Origin of the sequence: Streptomyces sp. NPDC048248 (assembly GCF_043201875.1) — a bacterium.
Taxonomy (GTDB): domain Bacteria; phylum Actinomycetota; class Actinomycetes; order Streptomycetales; family Streptomycetaceae; genus Streptomyces.
Window position 1 is genome coordinate 1 of record NZ_JBICZL010000032.1, and the last position, 20,049, is coordinate 20,049.

The window sequence follows — 20,049 nt, forward strand, 5'->3', positions numbered from 1 at the left end:
CGATCAGGAAGTAACGGCTCAATTCGCGCCCACTGCGCGTCAGTCAACGGCACACCCGGACCAACGATCCGATGATCCGAACGAAACGCCCTAGCCGTCGCGTTCGGCCTAGCGCTGGGGAGCTGCCGTAGGCAAGAATTCTTACGTCCGCGAGGGGGCGTGGGCTGCAGCATTCCTGCGGCGCCGGTAGCCCGATCCGGCTCCCGAGTGGGTCGCCAACCGTAAGGGGATGCACATCGAACTGTGGGTCAGTCTCATCTCTGCGACGGTGGCGCTGGTCAGCGTCGCGGTAAGTTCCCGCAGCGCCGCCCGCACCGCGCGCCTCCAGCATGGCCTGGAGATGCAGCGCTACGACAGGGGCAGAGAGGATGAAGTCGCGGAGATCGCTAGCCGCTACCGCGAGCCTCTGCTGCACGCAGCCTTCGACCTGCAGTCCCGCCTGTACAACATCGTCGCCCTCGGCTTCTTCGACAGGCACAGTGAGAGTGGTGACCCGGATGAGTGGCAGTACGCACAAAACAGCACACTGTTCAGGCTGGGGCAGTTTTTCGGTTGGGCAGAGATCCTTCGCCGCGACATCCAGTACCTAGATCTCGGCAGCGGTGAGCGCACCCGGCAACTGAGCACGCGGTTGGACACCGTCAGCCACGCCTTCGCCAACACCGACTGGTACGCGCGTACGAGCATCCTGCGCCTCTTCCGCGACGAGCAGCGCGCGATCGGGGAGTGTCTCGTGGACACGGCCGCCGCCGAGGACGCGCTTGGCCAACGATGCCTCGGCTACGTCCAGTTCGTGGAGCGCCTGGAGAATGACGCGTTATTCAGCCGCTGGTTCGCCCGCCTCGGCCGGGAAATCGACTCGCTGTCGTCCCCATCAGCACAGCGCCTCGACCGGCTCATACGCGTTCAGCACGAGCTGGTGGCCGTCATCGATTTTCTGGACCCGGACGCTACACGCTTCCCGGCAGCACACCGCGCGCGGATCCTGAAGCCAAATGCTCCGCCCTCATGACGCGACATCATCGGCCGCACCCAATCACAGCAGATCAGGGCACCTCCGCCTCTATCGGACGGAGGCGCCGCGCCCGTCGGAACAGTACGGGCTGTGGCCGTTCAACACACCAGGTAGAGAGCTCATGTTGTAGGCCAGGGAGTCGGTGGAACCCGTTTGTTCGGCCCCACCATCGCCGCACCAGGCCCGCGGCTGCCGCGTCCCCCCGCCGGAACCCCCGCTCCTCGCCGGGTCGCCTCGACCGTCTCCCGACCTCAGTACGTGTCGGCGGAGTCGACGACGCACGTCCGCGGGCACTACCGCAACGGGCGCTATGTCCAACCCCATTCCCGGCGTCTCGGCGCTCCGGCCGTGGCGGCGGCAGCAGGCGGGGGCACGGGTCTGCTGCTGCTGATACTCGTCCTGGCCTCACTGGGCGGGGGCGGCACAGCCCCCAAGACCGCTCCCGGAAAGCACCCGACGCCCGGCACCTCTCACGCGGTCACCACCAGCTCCGAAAAGCGGTAGCCCCGGCGAGGCTTGGTGCACCTGGTGGCCTCGATCGAGAGGCCACCAGCCCTTGTCAGTGCTCGCCGCTACCGTCCACGCGAGTATCCGTCGCCCAAGGAGAGCCCAGTGGACAAGAAATCACGCCGCTACTACAGCAACGCCACGATCGCCGCACTGATGACTCTGGCCCGCGGCGGGTGTTACTGGCCAGACTGCAACGTCCCCACCATCCGCATGATCAATGGCGCGCCCCGGCTCAACCTGGAGATCGCCCACATCCGGGCCTTCGAGGAAGGAGGCAAGCGATTCGACGCGGCGTGGTCGGTGAAAGAGCGCAACAGCTTCGACAACCTCCTTCTGCTATGCGGTCCCCATCACGAGGAAGTCGACGGACCCGGCAGTGACCAGTACCCCGTGAAGGTACTGCTGGCCTGGAAGCACGCCCGTGAGGCCGATGGTTTAGACGCCCTCGCGGGACTGGGCGAGCTCACCCGGAACGAGCTCAGCGAAATGATCACTAGCGCTCAGAGCGAGATCGTCGACCGTCTCGGTCCGGCGCTGGATGAGTTCGCCAAGACAGCCCCGGAACTGGCGGACCTGCTCAGGGTGGCCACCAAGGAACTGGCGGACCCAAGGGTCCACGGTTTCGGGATCTCCGAGGACGGGATCAGGAAGCTGCACAGATCGGCAGACGTCTTCGCCAACCTGGAGGACAGCGCCTACATGCTGGCCCGGGCCGCCGACAGCCTGAAGAACCTGGAGGACAACGCCAGCACGCTGGCCAGGGCGGCCAGCACCCTCAGGAACCTGGAAGACAACGCCGCGGTCCTCGCCGATGCTGCCGACTCCCTCATCAACCTCCCGGACAACGCGAGGATCCTTTCGAAAGCCGCGGACAAGGCGATGAGGGCCGCCGACGCAGTGAGTCACACGCGCTTTGCCCGATAGCACCTCCGGGTGCACGCCGGGCCGTGGTGGGCGTGAGATCAACGCTCCTCTGTCGTCGTGGACAGCCGACCTCGGGGGGCCCGGCCATCAGGCCGGGCCCTTCGCCTTTCTGTTGGGCCCGCCACCCGTACGGCGGGGCGCCGTAGGCGTGTCTGCCGGGTCCTGAGGCGAGACTCCCAGTGGCCGCCCCGGTGCGTGCAAACGCCACCGTGCGGTCAAAGACTTTCCTGCCACAACGCCCCCTGCTGCATCGCGCAGCGGGCTACTCGACTAGGGCGAGGGGAGTCGACAGCGCGCAGATCAGCCTCAGTCCATGCCGGCGTCAATCAGCAGGGCACGGCGCGTTCTCGGTTTCTCCACCAGGCTCTGGCCGCTGCGCCCCGTGGGCGCCAACCTCTGGCTTCCGCCAACGACGAGTCACCCGCACGCCAAGAGCAGTGGCAAGGGCTGTAATCACGCTGGCAGGCAACTGGGTTAACAGGCCCTCGGCCAGCAGGTCCAAGGCTGTGTCGAGCATCTGTCCTCCTGGGTTCTGTCTTCGTTCTCAACCCATGCTCGGACAGCAGAAGTGGCTGTTTACGTGCGCTGACGGGTCCATCACTAATCCACACGTAAAGCGCACTGCAGCGGACGCTGTACTTTGTCGGCTGGACAGCGTTGGACAGTTCTGGACAGCTACTTCGGGGACGCTCATGGCCAAACTCACCGCACCGTTATTCGCCCCAGGCCCGCGCAAGCGGCTGAGCGACGAATTGCACACTTTGCATCGACGCGCCCGCGGGTGGCCTTCGGTCCGCGAGATGTCCAGCGCGCTCGGTCAAGGAGTGGCCAGCCCTAGCGGTATCCACGACGTTTTCACGAAGCCGCGCCTGCCCGGGTGGGGGCTGTTGGAGCTGCTCGTGCGTGAGCTGGCCAGCCGTGTACCAGGTGGTCCGCCGGTGGAGCACGAAGTCAAGCGATTCTACGTACTGTGGGACGCGGCGGCGGCTGCTGAAGACTGCCCCGAGCCCGCCTCCGACCTGGACGCGGCCATCAGAGCCACGATTGACGGCAGCGAGCACCCGGAAGCCATCGAGCTGGGCAGCCAGTTGCCGGCTGCCTCCCCCTTGGCCAATGACTACCCCCAGAACCTCGAACGCCGACGCTCGATCGCCGATCGGAGCGGGGAGGGGGACGAAGATGAGGCTACAACCGCCGCACTCACGCACCGCGCCGCAGAACTGGCCCGCGTCCACGGCCCCGACCACCCCAAGACCCTCGACGCCCGAGAGGATCTCGCGCACTGGCTCGGGGATGGTGACGACATGGCAGAAGCCGCAGCCGCCGCCGACGTCGTCGTACGAGACCGGATACGCGTCCACGGCCCCGACCACCCCAAGACCCTCGACGCCCGAGAGAATCTCGCGCACCGGCTCGGGGATGCTGGTGACGCCGCACAGGCCGCAGCCACCTTCGCCGACATCGTGCGAGCCCGGACACGCACCGACGGCCCGGACCGCCCCAAGACCCTGTTCGCCCGACACCAGGCTGCCGACTATCTCGGGGATGCTGGTGATGCAGAAGGGGCTGCAGCCGGCCTCGCCGACCTCGTGCGAGACCTAGACCGACTCTACGGCCCCGACTCCCCCAAATCCGAGGACGCCCGGAAGGATCTCGCCAAATGGCGCGGGAGGGCCGCCGGCGACCCCTGACCGCGATGTCCTCCTAGCCATGCCCAAGGTATGAAGGGGATCGGGGCAGTCCGCTCTGACTGTTACCGGGTCTCAGCTGCGAGAGTTTCAAGGATCGGGTTGCAGATGAGGGCCGCGCATCAGTGGGTTGCGGGCTCGATCTGGCGCGGGGCGCGGCTGGTCCGCAGTTCCTGAAGGTCCGGGATGTGGTTGTAGAGGGTGCCGACGGAGACGCCGAGGATGCGGGCGATGCTGGCGACGCTGTTCTCGGGGTTGGGGAGCATGTCGCGGGCGGCGCGGATCAGCTCGGCGTTGACTACGGTCGGGCGGCCGCCGGTCTTGCCGCGGGCCCGTGCGGCGGCCAGGCCCTCGTGGGTGCCGGCGACGATGAGTTCGCGGATGAACTCCGCTAGGGCGGCGAATACGTGGAAGATCAGGCGGCCGCCGGGGGTGGTGGTGTCGAGGGCCTCGTGCAGGCTCTGGAAGCCGATGCCGCGGGCACGGAGCTCGGCGACCATGTTCACCAGGTCCTGCAGGGACCGGCCGTAGCGGTTGAGGTACGGCACGACGAGCGTGTCACCCTCCGCGAGGAAATCGTGGCAGGCTTTGAGTTCGGGGCGCTCGGCGTTCTTCCCCGACTTCTTGTCGGCGAAGATCCGGCGGCACCCGGCGGCGCTAAGACTGTCGATCTGGCGGTCGAGCAGCTGACCCTTGGTCGAGACGCGGGCGTACCCGATCCGGATGTTCGTCGGGACGGCGGGCGCGGCCGCGAGCAGATCGTCGATTTCGTGGGTCGTCGTCACCCGTCGATCGTCTCAGAAAAGGGTCTTCGAGAGGTTGTTGAAGCCTCGGGTTTTTGAAGGGGTTTTTGACGGCGCGTCGGGGTGGTTCGGGTCCTCGACCGGCAACCGTCAACAAACGATTCGATCCCGCGGGCCAGATCAGCGAGGTGCGTCGGCCCTTCGAGGCGGACGGCTGCGGCGGCGAAGACAAGAGCTTCATTGTCCTCGCCGGCGAGAGTGCCGCTCCGATGGCGCTGCCTGGGGTCGATGGTGCCGAGGTACACCCGGAACATGTGGCTCTCGAACTTGGCGGTCTCAGCGACGAGGGCGGCGTATGCCTCGCGCTGGTGTTGCCGGCGGACGGCGTCCACGGGGCCGCGATGGGCTGCTCGCGCTTGTGCGCGGCCGGCGGCGTAGGCGGCCGCGGCGGCGAGGACAGCCGTAGGCGTGGTGATGAGCGCGGCTATGACGGCGGAGTCCATGGCGAAGATCCTGCCGCAAGGACGGGCCGGCGGTTCACCGCGCTCTCGGCGGGGGAGGGAGCAAGGGCGCCGGAGGGACCGGCGGGGATCGTCCAGCCCCTTCTCCGCGCGCAGAACCGGCCGGCCACCAGTCAGGCAGCTTGTCCCGGCTTCTGCCGTTTCTGGCGGACGTCTGCCAGACACAGGACGCACAGCGGGTTTCCACCAAATCCGTATCTATGGCACGGCTGCTGACACCGCGCACACCTGCCGACCTGCTCAAAGGGGCAAGTCAAGGGGGCGGAGCGTGGCGCGGGTGTCGCTGAGCAGGGCGGGGTGCGACTTCGAAACTGCCGACGATGCACGGTGGTCCACTTCGTCCGCGACCGACAGCACCCCGGGTAGGTGACCCGAGCGTACGACCGGCTTCGGGCACACCTCCAGCGCTTCGGCGCATCCGGCCTGCGGCCGCCCGAGCGATGCGCAACGCTCCTCGGCTATGTCCAGCGCGGACAGCGCAGCAGGCAGACTTCTCCCGTTCGGCACCTGTTAGCCCGGTGAGTCCTGAGTTACACAGGTAAAGCCAGATTGTCCGTTGCGATCGATATGGGAGGACTCGATGCCGATCTTGACAAAGGTCGCTATGACCTCGCGGGCGCTTGCCACCCTCCACCCCTCGCCGCCATCGACCTGGGCCGACCCGGGAGCCGCGAGAAGTTCCGGCCGGTCCACCTACTGCGCTCGACCCCTGCGCTGGCCGCCGGCGGATGTCGAACTTGCCGCATTCAGGCCGCACGAATGCCTGAACGGCGACAAGCCCGGCGGATGGCCGAGGAGGCCGCACACTACCCCTATGCCGGCAAGCAACCATGCCTATGCCGAATCACGACTATGCAGCTCAGACCCTATGTCGCGATGCGATAGAGGTCTGGTATACTGGAGGTATGACTATGCAGGTGACACCCACCGTTGCCCGGCTGCTGCGGGTCTTTCTCGAAGACCCGCAGGCGGAGCACTACGGCATGCAACTGATGAAGCAGGCCAGCCTGTCGAGTGGATCTCTCTACCCGATCCTGGCGCGCTTGGAGAAGGCCGAATGGATCGCCGGCAAGACCGAGGACATCGACCCGCAGAAGGAAGGCCGACCGGCTCGTCGCTACTACACGATCACGGGCGAAGGCGTCCGTGCGGCCCGCCAGGAACTCGCTGAGCTCAGCGAACAGTTCCGCCTACCCAAAGCCACCCCTGGCCCTATGCCAGGGGTGCAACCGAAAGGAACCTAAGAAATGAGTACCAACGACACAACCGAAGTCTTGTCCGCCATGACTGGAGCGATGGACTCGGGGTCACATCTTCTCGGTGTGACCCCGCCCGAATGGGTGGCCGCCGTGGTGGCGGCCATCGTCATTGCGATTGTGTGGGACCTGTTCATGGCGGCGACCCGTCGCATCACCAAAAGGGTCCCGTTCCTGGTGCTGCGGCTGGCTCGGCTCGGTATGTCCCGCGACGAGTGGAAGCAGCTGTACGAGGGAGAGTGGAAGCCGGAGCTGCACGCCTGTCTCACGGACCCGGGATGCGGCCCCGCGAGCCGCTTCCTGCAAGCCATGGCCTTCGCCATTCCCCTGGCCGTCGGTGGCGCACGGATGACCGCCGTTGCCAAGCGGCAGCCCCGGAGGCGCTTCAGGGACTGGGTGAAAAGTATTCAATCCTGGACCCTCCTCCGTATCACCGCATACATGATGACCATCGCGGCGACCTTCGAAGCGGCAGCAGCCAGTCTTGGCCTCTCCGAAACAACTCGTCTTATCACTTTTGCAGTTGCTTTCCTTGTCCTCCCTTTGCTGTTGCGTGTCATCTACCTCGTTCGGGCCGAGCGGCGCAGGAGGGCCGCTAGCAAGAAGTAAGTAGAGCCCCCCTGGCATATCACTCGGCGGTGTCGAAGAAGCTTTCGGCGCCGCCTCGTTTCGTGCGCTGTGGCCGTGCTGGCGTGGCCGCTGCTTATGGCGGACCGGCCGTAAGCAGCGACGAGCCACCCGTCGGTCAGGCGGCTTGTCCCGGCTTCTGCTCCTTCTGGCGGACGTCTGCCAGGCACAGGACGCACAGCGGGTTCCCACCAAATCCGTACCTGTGACACGGCTGCTGGCACCGCGCACACCTGCCGACCTGCTCAGAGGGGCAAGTCAAGGGGACGGAGCGTGGCGCGGGCGGGGCGGTGGTCATGGGGCGATCCTCTCGTCAGCACTGTGCAATCCCGGTGAGGCGAGTCATTCCTCCGTACGGAAGGGGCCCCACGGTGGCGAACCTGGTCTACAAGCGGGTCTCGACCGACCAGCAGTCGACCGCCCGGCAGAATTTCGTCCTGGACGAGGCCGGGATCGACGACCCGGTCGTCTTCGAGGAGGACCCGGGTACCTCCAGCCGCCTCCATCCCCTTCAGCGGCCGAAGTTCCGCGCGCTCCTCGACTGCGCGCGGCCGGGCGACACCGTGCACATCTCCGAGATGTTCCGCCTCGTGCGCGGCACCGGGCACATCCTGGACATGCTCGACGTCCTGCACCGCGACCGCCTCGCCCTGCGCATCCACGACGGCGCCTTTTCCGCGATGGACCTCACCGCCCGCCACCCGCGCACCGGCGAGTTGCTGTCCACCGTGAAGTTCATGGTGCAGACCCTCGCCGCCGCCGGCGAACTCCAGCGCGACCTTCAGCGCGAGCCGGCGTATGCGAGGCACGACGATGGCCATCCAACCGGAAGCGGAACGCTCTCTACCGTTACTAGCTGTACCGAGCGAGCAAGCCAACACAGTCATGCAGTCCGAACCGTGACGCACAAGTGCTGAGGCACGCGAAGCACGAGGGGCGTCGACCGTAGTCGGCGCCCCTCTCAGTCAGTGCTATCTCCCCCTGCAGACGCGCGTCCAGTCGACGAGCTTCTGCAGCACCTCGATCAGAACCCGCTGTTTCGCCTCACTCACGAACAACCAGCACAACCAAGCCGGTGTCGAGAGCAAAACGAACAGGCACAACGGGAGGATCAGGAGAAACGAGAGCAGAGACCGCAGGTTGGGTGGCAACACGTTGATCGTTTCCTTCGTGTTTGAGGAGGAAACGAGGGGTTGTTGTTGCCGACAAAACCCCCCGCCCCGGAGACCCCATGCCCACACAATCCCGCCTCGCAGGGTACGGGCGAGCGGATACCCGGCGCCATGGCCCGTACGGCCTAGAAATCCGGATATGGGGAGCTTATCCGGGGTCCATGACTATGGGAGCGCGGTTTCGTCGACCGGCCACCACTCCGGCGCGGATCCGGGCATTACGTAAAGGATCCTTGACACAGGGGGCCGTGCGTAAAGGACTCTTGACGCATCGACGTAAAGGGGGCTTGACATGGGTTGGGTTCACGACGAGCCGGATGACGACCTGTACGACCACGAGGGCTACCCGGTGGCGGTCCTCGCCGACGGGAGCGAACCGGAGCCGGTCCAGCAGACGTTCTCTCTGCCCGGCGGTGGCACCGGCTCAAGCCCGAACAGCGCCTGGTGGCTCTACAACGGACAGGATGACCGGCCTCTCGCGGTCGCGGTGCGGGCTGCGTGCGCGTGCGGCTGGCGCTCTGCTGACACCTTCCCCGTGGACTTCGCCGACCATGAGGGAACGGACGGGTGGGAGGCCGACACCGGCCCGTTCGCGGCGTGGCGGTACGAGCACATCGACGCCCTGCGCGGGGTGGCGATGCCGCGCGCGCTGCACGAGGCGCTCCGCAACGTGGAACAGCTCCTGCAGGAGCTGTCGGCTGAGCGCCCGATGGCAGTGCTCGCCGCGGTCGGACGCCTGGAGAAGCTCGTCGGCGACGTGGCGCCCTCGGCCGGCGCGGCCGCACGCCTGGACAGCCAGACCTGGAAGGCGATCGGGCGGGCCCTGGGTACGACCCGTCAGGCCGCATATCAACGCTTCGCCCGCTTCCTCGACCCCGAGCTGGTGTCGAACTCCAAGGACTGAAGTCCCGCTCAGCCCCTCCTGCAACCAGCAGGAGGGGCTGAGCGGTCTCGGTGGGTGTGAATCTTCATTTGCCCCGGTCCGGTGCCGACCAGCGCAGCCTGCGCCTGTGGCACGTCTGGATCGTCCTGCCCGCGGCCTTCGCCACGGCGATCGCCGTGGCCGTCGGCGCGTTCTTCGCCGGCTGGGACCTGCTCGGCGCTCAAAGCCTGAAGCCCGAGCACCAGCTCACCTCCAGCACGCTGTTCGAGCTGGTGAAGCTGTCCCTCGGGGTGGTCGCCGGAGCGGGCGCTCTGGTGGCTCTGGTCGTGGCCTACCGGCGCCAGCGGGTCGACGAGGACGGCGCCCTGCGGGAAGCCACCCGGCTGCACACCGAGCGGTTCACCACCTCCGTCTCCCAGCTCGGCGAGGAGTCCGCCGCGGTCCGCCTCGGTGGCGTGCACGCCCTGGCCGGCCTCGCCGACGACGCCCCCACCCGCGCCCTGCGACAGACCTGTATCGACGTCCTGTGCGCCTACCTCCGCCTGCCCTACACCGCTCAGGACGACCTACCCACAGACGACGCGGCCGCCCGGCACGCGTACTTGGCCCTGCGGGAGGTCCGGCACACAGTCATCCGCCTCCTCCGTGACCACCTCCGCCTCCCCGCCGGCCACCCACACTCCTGGCAAGGACACGACCTGGACTTCACCAACGTGGTCTTCGACGGTGGCGACTTCTCGCGTGCCATGTTCTCCGGCGGCTCGGTCACCTTCGACGGGGCGGAGTTCTCCGGCGGCTGGGTCGCCTTCAACCACGCGGTGTTCTCCGACGGCACCGTCACCTTCAACCACGCGGTGTTCTCCGACGGCACGGTCACCTTCGACAACGCCGAGTTCTGCGGCGGCACGGTCAGCTTCGGCGACGCAGAAGTCTCCGACGGCACGGTCACCTTCTGCGATGCGAAGTTTTCCGGCGGCGCGGTCGCTTTTTTCGGCGCGGGGTTCTTAGGCGGAACGGTCGCCTTCGCCCGCTCGGTGTTCTCCGGCGGCACGGTCACCTTTGTGGCCACGAGGTTCTTCGGCGGAGCGGTCTCCTTCGCCGACACCGAGTTCTCCGGCAGCAGGGTCTCCTTCGCCCACGCCGAGTTCTCCGGCGGCACGGTCAGCTTCGACAACGCCGAGTTCTCCGGCGGCAGGGTCAGTTTCGACGACGCGGAGGTCTGTGACGGCATGGTCAGCTTTTTCTCTGCGAGGTTCTCGGGCGGCAGGGTCACCTTCGCCCAGGCCTTGTTCCGCGGCGGCACGGTCAGCTTCGACGACGCGGACGTCTCGCAGGGCACGGTCACCTTCAACCACCCGGGGTTCTCCGGCGGCACCGTGCGCTTCTCCGATGCGCACGGTGCGGCTCCTTCCGGCCTTGTGCCGCCCCCGGGACAGGCCCCGCCACCGGGACTGAGCCTGCCTGCGGCGTGGCTCCCGAACACCCCCTGACACAAACATCTGGGGGCTATACGGGCTGCCCGTCGCAGTCGACGTACTCGCCCTTGCTGTCGCGGTGAGGCTCGGTGCAGTCGCCATGGGTGGCGCTGGGGTCGTAGGCGTGCCGCTGGAGGAAGGCGCCGGCGTGGGCGGCGGCTTCGGCGATGCTGCCGTACGGTTCCTGGCCGTGCTCTGTGACGCCGTTCTCGGCGGTGGCCTCCCACACGTATCCGTCGTCGTCGGAGAGCTGGGTGACGGTGGCGCGGCCGCCGGCGATGTCCAGCTCTACGGGGCGGGCGCCGGGCTTCCGCGCGGCGTCCGGCCACTTCAGGCGGGCGGACTGGCGGGTGATGCCCCAGGCTGCGCCGAGCTTGGTGTAGCTGGCGCCGGTGTGTCCGGCGTTCTTCGCCGAGGTGGCTGCGAAGGTCTCGATGACGCCCTCGGCCTGGCGCAGGGCGTGCAGCGTGGCGAGCTGGTAGTCGGGGGAGGCGACCACGGCGGCGGGAGCGGGGCGAACCCCGGCGGCGCGGTAGTCCTGGTCGCGCAGGGAGATCGCGGAAGCCATGCGTTGCACGGCCTCGAAGATGTCGTCCTGCAGGGCGAGCACGTCGTCCTCGGTGGGCTCGCTGTAGGCGGGCTCCCGAAGGGTCATGATCTGGGTCCAGAAGTCGGGGTCGTTCTCCATCGGCAGCGTCATACGACAAGTTTCCCTGTCGCATGACGCTTTGACAAGTGTTGCTGTCAGTACGGCATATGACAGTTAATGCTGTCGCCTGCGCTGGTCGGGCGCCGGGTTGCGCGGCCAACCCCCGGGTCCTGCAGGGCGCGCGAGGAGGGGAATTGCGCGGCTAACCCCAGGCGGGTGCACCCCTCGCATGAGGGGCCGTTCGCCATCCTGGGCGTCGTCGTCAGCGGTGGGCTCTACCGCTGTGGCACGGCGCTAGGCAGGTCAGGCAACCGGCGCTGGTGGTGGGGGCGCGGGTGCTGCGAGCGGGACCGGCCGATCCGGCGGCACGGGCGGGGGATGAGCACGAGCGGTTCCTCCTGGTGTCGGTGGACAGCAAGCGCCGCGCCCCACCGACGTCGTGCTGGTGTCGGCGGGGCGCGGCACGAGGTGGCCGGTCGGCCTGTCCGGTCCGGAGCGACCGAGGTCAGTCCCGGAACGGGCAAGCCGCTGTGCGGTGACGGTCGCTACAGCGCGTGGGTATAGGCCATGGTCGGCGCGGTGGTGGCCGCCGAGTCTGGGGCGGGGTTCAGTGCGAACTGGAACGGCGCGCCCCCGTATGGGAAGCGCGCCGTTGTGTGGCAGCGGCTATGCGGCCTCGTCGATGGCATTCTCCGTGCGGCCGCCCAGGGCCACCTTCGAGACTTTCCCTTCCTTGATCCGGTGGATCTTTCCTGCCTTCTCCAGCTTGTTCAGCACGTTCGCGAAGGTCGACTCCGCCACTCCGCAGGCGGCCAGCAGCTGGCCCCGCTCCACGTAATCGATGTCGTCGGGGTCGATCTCGTCGCCCTCGTCGACCATGTCCACGTACATGGGGTCGGACTCGTCGCGGAGGGCGGCCAGGACCTTCTCCTCCGACGTCAACTCCTTGGCCTTCGGGAGGTCGACGCCGGCGAACGAGGTCCCAGCCTCATCGGTCCCGCCCTCGTCGTCCTTTTCCTCGAAGCCGGGGATGGGGGTCAGGGCCAGCTCCTCCATGTGCGCCTGGTCGCCCCACCAGGGGACGTCGACCGGAGCCATGATGTTCTCCGGCCGGATGTGCTCGGTGGCATCCTCCAGGGTGTCGATCCGCATCATGCCGGCACGCCCGCCCGGTGCCGCGACGTAGCCCAGACCGAAGGTGCGGCGCGGGTCCGACTCTTCCATGGTCGGGTCGTAGACCAGCGCGTCGTCCTCCTCCACCCATACCGGCGGGATCAGGGAAGGGTCCAGGCCCTCGAAGCCGGGGGGAAGGTCGCCCAGGTTCACCTGGTCGCTGTCAGTACGGAGGATAATCCAGGTTCCGCCCGCCAGAAGGTTGGCGCGGATCGCTTGCTCTCCGCCCAACTGGTCCAGGTTCACCGTCTGGTTGATCAGGACCCAGGGCATGCCCAGGGAGCGGGTCAGGGAAGCACCGTCCTTGACGATCTTGATGGCCTCTTTGCGGTTCGGTGCGCCCGGGGCCAGCATCTGGGCAGCTTCGTCCAGCAGGGTGGCGCAGTACGGCCGCATCGGGGAAGGCTCGAAGTTCTTCAGGTCCAGGCGGGCCGCCTCTTCGATCCGGTGCTGAAGGACCCACCAGGACAGCCGCATGGCGCCCAGCGCGCCGTACTTCGTCAGGCCGCTGTAGGCGGCCATCTTCGGGATCGCGGGGTTGCTGGCGCCCTTCGGGTCGCCGTAGATCTGGGCCATCTTGTTGGCGTGGTAGGCCAGGCTGATCATCTGTCCCGTACCTCCCTTGCCGGAGCCGGTGGTACCGGCGATCACGACGTGGAGGGCGCCCAGCTTCGGGTCGAACAGCTGGATCTTCGCGGGGAATCCGGAGACGATCTTCCCGATGTTGACCCACCCGCCCGGGGTGGCCACCAGGGAGTCCAGGCCCTGGAAGCCGTGGCCGGCCTCCAGCGGGTTGTGGTCCATGACGCGGATGATCGCGCGCCTGGGATCGCGCCGTCCCGGCTCGTAGGAGACGAGGTCGATGGAGCGGCGGAGCGCGCCGGCCAGCTCCCCGACGTTGACGACGCGGGGGAGCGCGTCCAGGTCGTCGTCGGCCACGACACGCGCCACCTGGCCCCCGGTGTTCTCGTCCTTGCCGACCTCTTCCAGGTGGGTCTTGGGGAGGACCCGCGCCCGGACTCGCTTCCAGGCGCCCTGGAGGGTGGAGGGGTCCAGCTCCGCGCGCTGGGTGTACCAGACGGTGATGAACGCCTCTCCGGAGTGCGCGCCGTACTTCATGGTGATGTCGTCGACCGAGCGGCCGAAGAGGGAGGAGACGGCCTCCTTCGACACGTTCACGGAGTCGCCCAGAGCCGCGGTGATCCGGCCCTCCCAGCGGTCCGCGTAGATCACGACGTCGGACAGGACCTGGTGGCGGTGGCGTCCCGTCTTCGGGTCGCTGATCACGCGCCCCCAGGCCGCAATCATCTTGTCGGCCAGGGATACCGGAGCGGGGTCGCCGGCATTGGTCGGGCCGGCCTGAGCCGTCGGCTGCGCCTGCTCCAGCTCGATCTTCTGCCTGCCGAAGATACGGCGAAGGCGCCAGCCGGTGAAGACGACCGCGGCCCACCAGCCCAGCGACAGGATTCCAGGAACGGTGGTCGGCTCGAAGACACCGGCCATCAGCGCCTCGGACGTCTCGACTCCGCCCAACTGGCCAACAGCCAGGCCCATCCCGGTTGTGATCGTGGAGACCCCGATGGTGTCGCGGTGGGCCCGCGCGATGTCGATCCCGGGGAGCTGGTTCGCCCAGCGGCCCAGGCGGTTCATGTAGTTGGCGCCGGCGAACGTCGCACCGGCCAGGAAGATGGCCCCGACGTAGGCCGCCGCGTTCGGGTCCAGGTAGGGGGCCAGGATGCCCACCCCGACGGGGAGGGCGATCTGGAGCGCCGCGGCGGCGCGCTCCGCCGGCTCCGCGTTCGGCACGGTCTTGGTGATGGTGGACATCGGGGGCTACTCCTGTCTGGATCCTGGGCGATCCGCAAAGGGCGCGGCCGGCCCGGAGGGATGGGATCCCCGAGCCGGCCGCGCCGGTGGTGTGGTGGTGCTATTCCTGCTCGAACCAGTCGCGCGACACCTTTTCCAGGCCGTCCACGCTTGAGCGGTCGAAAGCTTCCTGGAAGCCGGCGTGAGTGGTGCGTGCCTGGTCGCCGGCCGCCTTCGCGGCCTTCGCGGTGTCGGCCGTCTTCGCCGCATAGTCGATCGCGCCCTGAGACACCCCGCGGATGACCTTCGCCAGCTCCTGGCATTCGGCCAGGGAGTCGCGGTCGACGGACTTCGCGCCCAGCGCGTCCGCGTCGGAGGCGGTGTCGTCGGCCAGGGCTTTGATGTTCTCCGCGGCCGTCTTGACGCCCTCCGCGTTGCGGGCCAGGGCCTTCTCCTTGGCCTCCGTCTTGCGTACGAGGGCCTTGTACGTCAGCTCCGCCATGATCGATCGGTCTCCCGTCTGGTCCTACGCGGCAGGCGCGTAGGAGCCCTTGTCGTTGTAGAAGCGGAGCTCGGCCGGCTTCGTCTCGTCGCTGTCCACCACGGCCTTGTACAACGGCGCGTACCGGGTGCCGATGTTGGTCAGCACGACCTTGCACATCTCCGCGGCGCGCGTCGCCCGCTTGGCCAGTTCGGCGGCCTCCGTCGCCTGGGCCTTCGCCTTGTCGGCCAGCTGAGTCAGCTTGCCGGCCAGCTTCTCCCCGCCCTTGACGGACTTCGCCTGTTCGGCCAGCTGCTGGCAGTCCTTCGCCTCGTCCTGCGCGGCGGCCTCAAGTTGCCTGCACGCCTCGGCCACCCTGATCAGGCGGGTCTCCTTAGCCTCCAACTTCCTTTCGTACTGCTTGAAGTTGCGCAGTTCCTTCCGGCTGATCGAGCCGGCCGCGCCGGCGGTACCCAGAGTCAGGGCGTTGGGGTCGATCAGCTTGACCCGGAGGGGCTTCACGTCCGTACTCACTCCGTCGTCTCCTTCGTCCGGCGGGGCGATGACGAGCGTCCGGCTGGTGGTGCCGGTAACCGTCGCCCCCCGCTTCTTCGTCTCGCTCTTCTTCGGCTCCTGCTGCTTCGCCTTGTGGTCGGCGTGCGCCTTGTCGAGCCGTGCGTGTTCCATGCCGTTCACTCCCTTCTTGTCCTGGTATCCGTCCTTCGCGCCCTTCGCGTACGCCTTCACGTGGTCGACCACGTCTCGGACCGCCGAGCCGTCGCCGTGACCGGTCTCCCTCGACAGCTGGAGCGAACTCCGGTTGTGCCCCCCATCGGTCCCGTTCGAGCCGCCGGCGACGCCGTCCTTGCCGCTGTTGCCGTTCTTAGCGGCGCCGCCGCCCGAACCGGATCCGCCGCCCCCGGAGGAACCGCCCGAGCCCCGGCCGCTGCCGCCGCCCTTCTCCAGGTCGGCCTTCGCACCCTTGCCCTTGTCAGCCTTGCCCTTCGAGCCGCCGGCGTTACTGCCGGACGACGAACCACCGCTATTACCGGAGGCACCGGACTTTCCGTCCTTGCCAGCCTTTCCGCCAGCTCCCGCATCCCCCGAGGAGCCACCCTTCCCCTTGCTCCCCGAATCGGTCGCCCCCTTGGAGCCGGTGTCCTTCGACGAGGCCCTGCCACCGCTTCCGCTGGTACCGCGCCCGCCGCCGGATCCACCGCTTCCAGTCGAGCCAGATGAGCCGCGCCCGCCACCTCCGGTGGCGCCGCCGCTCCCGCCGCGGCCGGTACCCGTGGAGCCGCTTCCGGTGGAATGACGGCCTGAATTCCCGCCGCCATTGCCGCCGGAGTTCTGGCCCCCTCCACCGGCCCCTCCGGAGCCATTTCGGGTGGGAAGTCCAGGCGATTTCATGACCGTGGTGTTCCGGGCCTCTTTCACCTGGTGTGCGCCAGCCCTGGCCTTCTCCAGGTCCAACCGCTTGTTCGCTGTCCCGCCGCCCTTTGCCCAGCGGGTCGCACCGGCCCGGATCAGCGTTTTGATCACACCCTCCTTGTACCGGGCGCCGGCCGCGTCGGAGTCGGCACCAGTCAGGTCCTCCGGTGCCTTGACCGACCCGCTGGTGACGCCCGGGGAGGAGCGGCCTACCACTCCGTCGGGGTCCGCCTTCGCGGCCGGATCGTCACCGGCCGGCCTGGCACCGGCACCGGTCGCGCTGACGGGTCGGGCCGGCTCCACCGCAGCCATCAGAGCGGCCATGATGCCGGTGTCTCCGGTCGGCGCCGACGCGGTGCTGGCGGCCGGTGAAGCGGGCGGATCGGGTGGTCCCTCGGGGACCGGGGGCGCCGTATCGGTCGCCATTGCTTATTCCTCCTTCGACTTCTTCGTCAGTCGCCAGTGACGATTCGAATGGGTGATATGACCGGACCTCTTGAATTCCGTCAACTTCGGAGAGAGGCGGCCGGCGACTACGCCCAATTCACGAACCAGTTGATCCAGCGTCAGGCCCTTTTCGTGGGAGGCCAGGGCCTCCAGTACGCGCTCCCTCACCGTGGCTGGCGGAGGGCTGTTGCGGAGCTCTTCCAGTCCTTCCGCATCTGGGAACAGGCCCTGGGCACGGAGGTGAGCCACCGCGTCTTCGATCATGCGCACGGGGTTCGCTTCCCCGAAGTCGAACCACTCGCCGCTGGACCTGAAGCGGGCCAGGAGATCGTGGAGAAGCCCTTCCAGGAACTGACCTCCGTCGACCGTGACGAGGAGCTGGAGGGGGCTCGGGTTCCCGCACTGTAGCTCCGCCAGGCGCCCGTGCGGGTTGGCGGACGTGCCGATCTTCACGCGTCGATCAGCGACCGAGCCGACCACGTACACCAGGCCGTCAACGCTGCGCCGGCCGCTCTTTCGGTACTTCATCCACCCTCTTCAGTGGTCACTCACCGTTACTTACTTACTCCCTCCCTCTCAACTCGAGGTCGGCGGGAGGGGTCGCATGGACCCCCTGACCGCGTTCTTTCGGTAGAGAGGGAAGGAGTAAGTAACCAGAATGAATACGTTCGGTGACTACGCGTCGGCCTTCTTGCCCTTGCGCGCGAACACCGCGATGGCCAGGCCGCCACCGGCAACGAGACCCAGCAGGGCGGGGGAGTTGATCCCGCCGCCCCCTCCGCTACCAGCGTCCTGGGCGTTGCCGGCGGCCTCCATGCCGGACCCGTCGGTGGCTTCGTACTGCTGCTTGCAGCCCGCCACGACATCGCCCTTGGAGGGCGCTCCGTACCCCTTGCCAATCAGGTCGGAGGAGTCCTTCACGCACTTGTCGACGGATGCCTGGATCTTGCCGGCGGAGGCGATCTCGGCCTTCTTGTCGGCGGTTGCCTTCTCGTTCCGCATCTTCATTTCCTGCAGTTCTAGCTTCTTCATCTGGATCTGGAGGGCGGCGGCTTCTTTCTCGTCCTTTGCGACGGCCGCCGAATGAACCTGGAACCAGATGGTTCCGCCTCCGGCGATCGCGACTCCCGCCACCGCGATGGCGACCTTTCCACGACGGGTCAGACCGGCCTTCTTGTGCTTTGTCACCGAGGGTCCGTACGACCCTTCGTCGGCATACGGAGAAGGGTCCGGCGTGCTATTTCCGAAGGTCATTCCTGCCGTCATTCCGGCCTGAATTACTTCGAAAGCCCTCTCTTCTTCCGGTGTCATTTCAGTCTCCGTTCTTACGCGCCAATCCGGAGGCCGCATAGATCGTGGCCTCCACACCCCGGAAGGTGTTGCGGGAAAGGTCGTTCCACTCCCAGAACCGCATGTTCACGCCCTGACGGGCCAGCTGGGTCTGGAGGTAATTCACGGCCTTTCCCCGGTCGATTGCGGTCACATGCCCGGTGGATTCCAGAAAGGTCTGGGCACCCCTGATGCACATGCGACCGGTGGGGGAGAAGTCGAAGGACTGGCACCAGCCGTAGCGGGTCAAGACTTCGATCACTTGGATCAGGTGGTACGAGGGCTTCAAGGGGCGCGGCTCCTGCCAAAGCCCCAGGTCAGCCATCGCGGACCGGAGCCCCTTGGGGATCATGCGCTGGCCCCAGGTCGGGGGGTCGGGCGCCCAGATCTCCAGGGCCGGCGGAATTACCGCGGGGGGTGCCAAGCCCGGCTTCGCGAGAGTGGTTCGTGGCGTGTTCTGCGCGGATCCCACCGTCGTGGCCATCCCGTCTCCTTCCTTCGCTCGTCGAGGGGAAAGCCGACGGTCCCCGCTGATCTCGTGTCAGCGGGGACCGTCGTGGTGCCTGAACCGTTCAGGCGACACCGTTCCCGGAGGGGAGCCGGGGACGATGTCGCTTGAGCGCTTCGGTTACTCCTTGTTGTCGTTCACGGCCCGGTCGAAGATCGCAACCATGTCCTTGAAGAGGACCGTCACGTCCTTGTCGGACAGGCCCAGCTTCTGGCCGTCGGCGGTCCGGAAGGAACGCCAGGCGTCCAGGAACTTCCGTCCGGAGGGGTCGTCCAGGTCCGCGAAGATCCGAAACGCGGCCTCCTTCCGCTCCGTGTCGGTCACCACGCGGCCCTCCTGTGGCCTGGCCGCGGCCTCCTGCGGCTCCGGTGCGGCCTGGCTGCGGCCGGAGGGTGCGGCCGGTGAAGCCGCGCTGGTCAGAGCACTGGCGTCATCCGGAAGAACCGCGTCCGGTCCGTCGGGCGAACTGTTCGACCGCAGTCCCCGCATGAGCATGGGCTGGACGTGGCCGGCACCAGACTTCATGCCCTTCTCCCGCGCGATCCGGTCGGTCAGTCGGCCCTCTTCGTACATCTCCTCCATGCCCTCCAGGCCCTTCAGGGCGGCGCGCCCTGACTTGACCATGGCGGCCTTGTAGTGGCCTGGCGTCTCCCACCACCGCCGACTACCGCGCGTGTTCAGAGCCACGTACTTGTCGGCCGCGTTCTGTCGCGCGATGGCCTCGGCGTCAGCGCCGCGGCCACCGATACCCAGCCGCGCCTCCAGGCGGTTCTTCTGGTCCTGGACGATCTTCGAGACCAGGCCGCCCTTCAGGTTGATCTTCCCCAGGCGCGCCTCGAGCTTCAGGAGCTTGTGGAGCGCGTACGCGAGGATGAGCGGGCCGACCAGCCGGTACACGAACACGCCGGCGTCCGCCTTCTCGAGGGAGGCGACCTCCCACGCGCCGACGGCCTGGGCCAGGACGAGGACGTACCCGACGCGGGCGGCGCCGGCGTCGTTGAAGGCCCAGGACCAGATGGCCAGGCCCACGACGATCATTTCCAAGCCGATTCCCAGGGTCCAAAGAGTCTCTTCCTGAAGGTGGAGCCGCTTTTCCCCGAAGCGAAGCGACGTGTTCAGGGAGAGGTACAAACCGAATGTGCCGGCCACTCCCATGGACATGAATCCCAGGACGGTTCGCCGGTGCTTCTTCCGCTCCTCTTCGGTGCGGATCTTGCGCCTATCCGGGCGGGGGCGCGGGGCCATCTGGATCGCGACCTGAGAACGAGCCTTCCGCTTGTTCCAGATGGCCAAAACGACGGCCACCAAGAACGCGGAAACAAGGCTCCAGGACCACTCCGGGAGGGATTGGAACACGCCCTCAACCTGTGCTTTCATGGCTATATCTCCAGTGCGAGTAATGCCCCGGGTC

At 67.4% G+C, this 20,049-nt stretch carries 19 protein-coding genes; 9 read left to right on the forward strand and 10 right to left on the reverse strand.

What is annotated here, in order from left to right:
• Positions 1 to 229 precede the first annotated feature (229 nt).
• The 4 genes from ACGFZW_RS36875 (at position 230) to ACGFZW_RS36890 (ending at position 4,140) form a co-directional block, all read left to right on the forward strand.
• Positions 230 to 1,012: a hypothetical protein gene (locus ACGFZW_RS36875; protein ID WP_393897699.1), complete on the forward strand. Its 783-nt coding sequence runs from the start codon at positions 230 to 232 to the stop codon at positions 1,010 to 1,012.
• A 156-nt stretch (positions 1,013 to 1,168) separates the two neighbouring features.
• A complete protein-coding gene (locus ACGFZW_RS36880; RefSeq protein ID WP_393897700.1) occupies positions 1,169 to 1,519 on the forward strand; it encodes a hypothetical protein in 351 nt (116 codons plus the stop codon).
• A gap of 108 nt (positions 1,520 to 1,627) precedes the next feature.
• Complete coding sequence (locus ACGFZW_RS36885; protein ID WP_393897701.1) at positions 1,628 to 2,449, forward strand: HNH endonuclease signature motif containing protein; 822 nt, start codon at positions 1,628 to 1,630, stop codon at positions 2,447 to 2,449.
• A gap of 938 nt (positions 2,450 to 3,387) precedes the next feature.
• Positions 3,388 to 4,140, forward strand: coding sequence for a tetratricopeptide repeat protein (locus ACGFZW_RS36890; protein WP_393897702.1), 753 nt, complete (start codon positions 3,388 to 3,390; stop codon positions 4,138 to 4,140).
• 119 nt (positions 4,141 to 4,259) lie between these two features.
• On the opposite strand, the gene ACGFZW_RS36895 is transcribed toward ACGFZW_RS36890, so the two are convergent.
• A complete protein-coding gene (locus ACGFZW_RS36895; protein ID WP_393897703.1) occupies positions 4,260 to 4,922 on the reverse strand; it encodes a recombinase family protein in 663 nt (220 codons plus the stop codon).
• Entirely contained in the window at positions 4,919 to 5,383 is a 465-nt protein-coding gene (locus tag ACGFZW_RS36900; protein ID WP_393897704.1) for a hypothetical protein, read from the reverse strand. The genes ACGFZW_RS36895 and ACGFZW_RS36900 overlap by 4 nt, the downstream gene beginning before the upstream one ends.
• Before the next feature lie 923 nt (positions 5,384 to 6,306).
• Between ACGFZW_RS36900 and ACGFZW_RS36905 the strand changes: the two genes are divergently transcribed.
• The 5 genes from ACGFZW_RS36905 to ACGFZW_RS36925 all read left to right on the forward strand — a co-directional run bounded on the left by ACGFZW_RS36905 (position 6,307) and on the right by ACGFZW_RS36925 (position 10,829).
• The gene (locus tag ACGFZW_RS36905) at positions 6,307 to 6,645 is read left to right on the forward strand and encodes a PadR family transcriptional regulator (RefSeq protein ID WP_393897705.1); all 339 of its coding nucleotides are present in this window, start codon (positions 6,307 to 6,309) and stop codon (positions 6,643 to 6,645) included.
• 3 nt (positions 6,646 to 6,648) lie between these two features.
• Complete coding sequence (locus ACGFZW_RS36910) at positions 6,649 to 7,266, forward strand: hypothetical protein (RefSeq protein ID WP_393897706.1); 618 nt, start codon at positions 6,649 to 6,651, stop codon at positions 7,264 to 7,266.
• 389 nt (positions 7,267 to 7,655) lie between these two features.
• On the forward strand, positions 7,656 to 8,201 hold the full coding sequence (locus tag ACGFZW_RS36915) for a recombinase family protein (protein ID WP_393897707.1): 546 nt from the start codon (positions 7,656 to 7,658) through the stop codon (positions 8,199 to 8,201).
• A gap of 547 nt (positions 8,202 to 8,748) precedes the next feature.
• Positions 8,749 to 9,360 (forward strand): hypothetical protein, encoded by a 612-nt coding sequence (locus ACGFZW_RS36920; RefSeq protein ID WP_393897708.1) that lies wholly within the window; start codon positions 8,749 to 8,751, stop codon positions 9,358 to 9,360.
• Positions 9,361 to 9,428: 68 nt separating this feature from the next.
• On the forward strand, positions 9,429 to 10,829 hold the full coding sequence (locus tag ACGFZW_RS36925; RefSeq protein WP_393897709.1) for a pentapeptide repeat-containing protein: 1,401 nt from the start codon (positions 9,429 to 9,431) through the stop codon (positions 10,827 to 10,829).
• Positions 10,830 to 10,845: 16 nt separating this feature from the next.
• On the opposite strand, the gene ACGFZW_RS36930 is transcribed toward ACGFZW_RS36925, so the two are convergent.
• The 8 genes from ACGFZW_RS36930 to ACGFZW_RS36965 form a co-directional block, all read right to left on the reverse strand.
• Positions 10,846 to 11,514: a hypothetical protein gene (locus tag ACGFZW_RS36930; RefSeq protein WP_393897710.1), complete on the reverse strand. Its 669-nt coding sequence runs from the start codon at positions 11,512 to 11,514 to the stop codon at positions 10,846 to 10,848.
• Positions 11,515 to 12,129: 615 nt separating this feature from the next.
• A complete protein-coding gene (locus tag ACGFZW_RS36935; protein ID WP_393897711.1) occupies positions 12,130 to 14,463 on the reverse strand; it encodes a hypothetical protein in 2,334 nt (777 codons plus the stop codon).
• 100 nt (positions 14,464 to 14,563) lie between these two features.
• The gene (locus tag ACGFZW_RS36940) at positions 14,564 to 14,944 is read right to left on the reverse strand and encodes a hypothetical protein (RefSeq protein ID WP_393897712.1); all 381 of its coding nucleotides are present in this window, start codon (positions 14,942 to 14,944) and stop codon (positions 14,564 to 14,566) included.
• A gap of 24 nt (positions 14,945 to 14,968) precedes the next feature.
• Positions 14,969 to 16,780, reverse strand: coding sequence for a hypothetical protein (locus ACGFZW_RS36945; protein WP_393897713.1), 1,812 nt, complete (start codon positions 16,778 to 16,780; stop codon positions 14,969 to 14,971).
• Between the two features lie 3 nt (positions 16,781 to 16,783).
• The gene (locus ACGFZW_RS36950; RefSeq protein ID WP_393897714.1) at positions 16,784 to 17,329 is read right to left on the reverse strand and encodes a GIY-YIG nuclease family protein; all 546 of its coding nucleotides are present in this window, start codon (positions 17,327 to 17,329) and stop codon (positions 16,784 to 16,786) included.
• Positions 17,330 to 17,476: 147 nt separating this feature from the next.
• Positions 17,477 to 18,112, reverse strand: coding sequence for a hypothetical protein (locus tag ACGFZW_RS36955; protein ID WP_393897715.1), 636 nt, complete (start codon positions 18,110 to 18,112; stop codon positions 17,477 to 17,479).
• A gap of 1 nt (position 18,113) precedes the next feature.
• A complete protein-coding gene (locus ACGFZW_RS36960) occupies positions 18,114 to 18,614 on the reverse strand; it encodes a hypothetical protein (RefSeq protein ID WP_393897716.1) in 501 nt (166 codons plus the stop codon).
• A 144-nt stretch (positions 18,615 to 18,758) separates the two neighbouring features.
• Entirely contained in the window at positions 18,759 to 20,015 is a 1,257-nt protein-coding gene (locus tag ACGFZW_RS36965) for a hypothetical protein (protein ID WP_393897717.1), read from the reverse strand.
• Between the last annotated feature and the right edge of the window lie 34 nt (positions 20,016 to 20,049).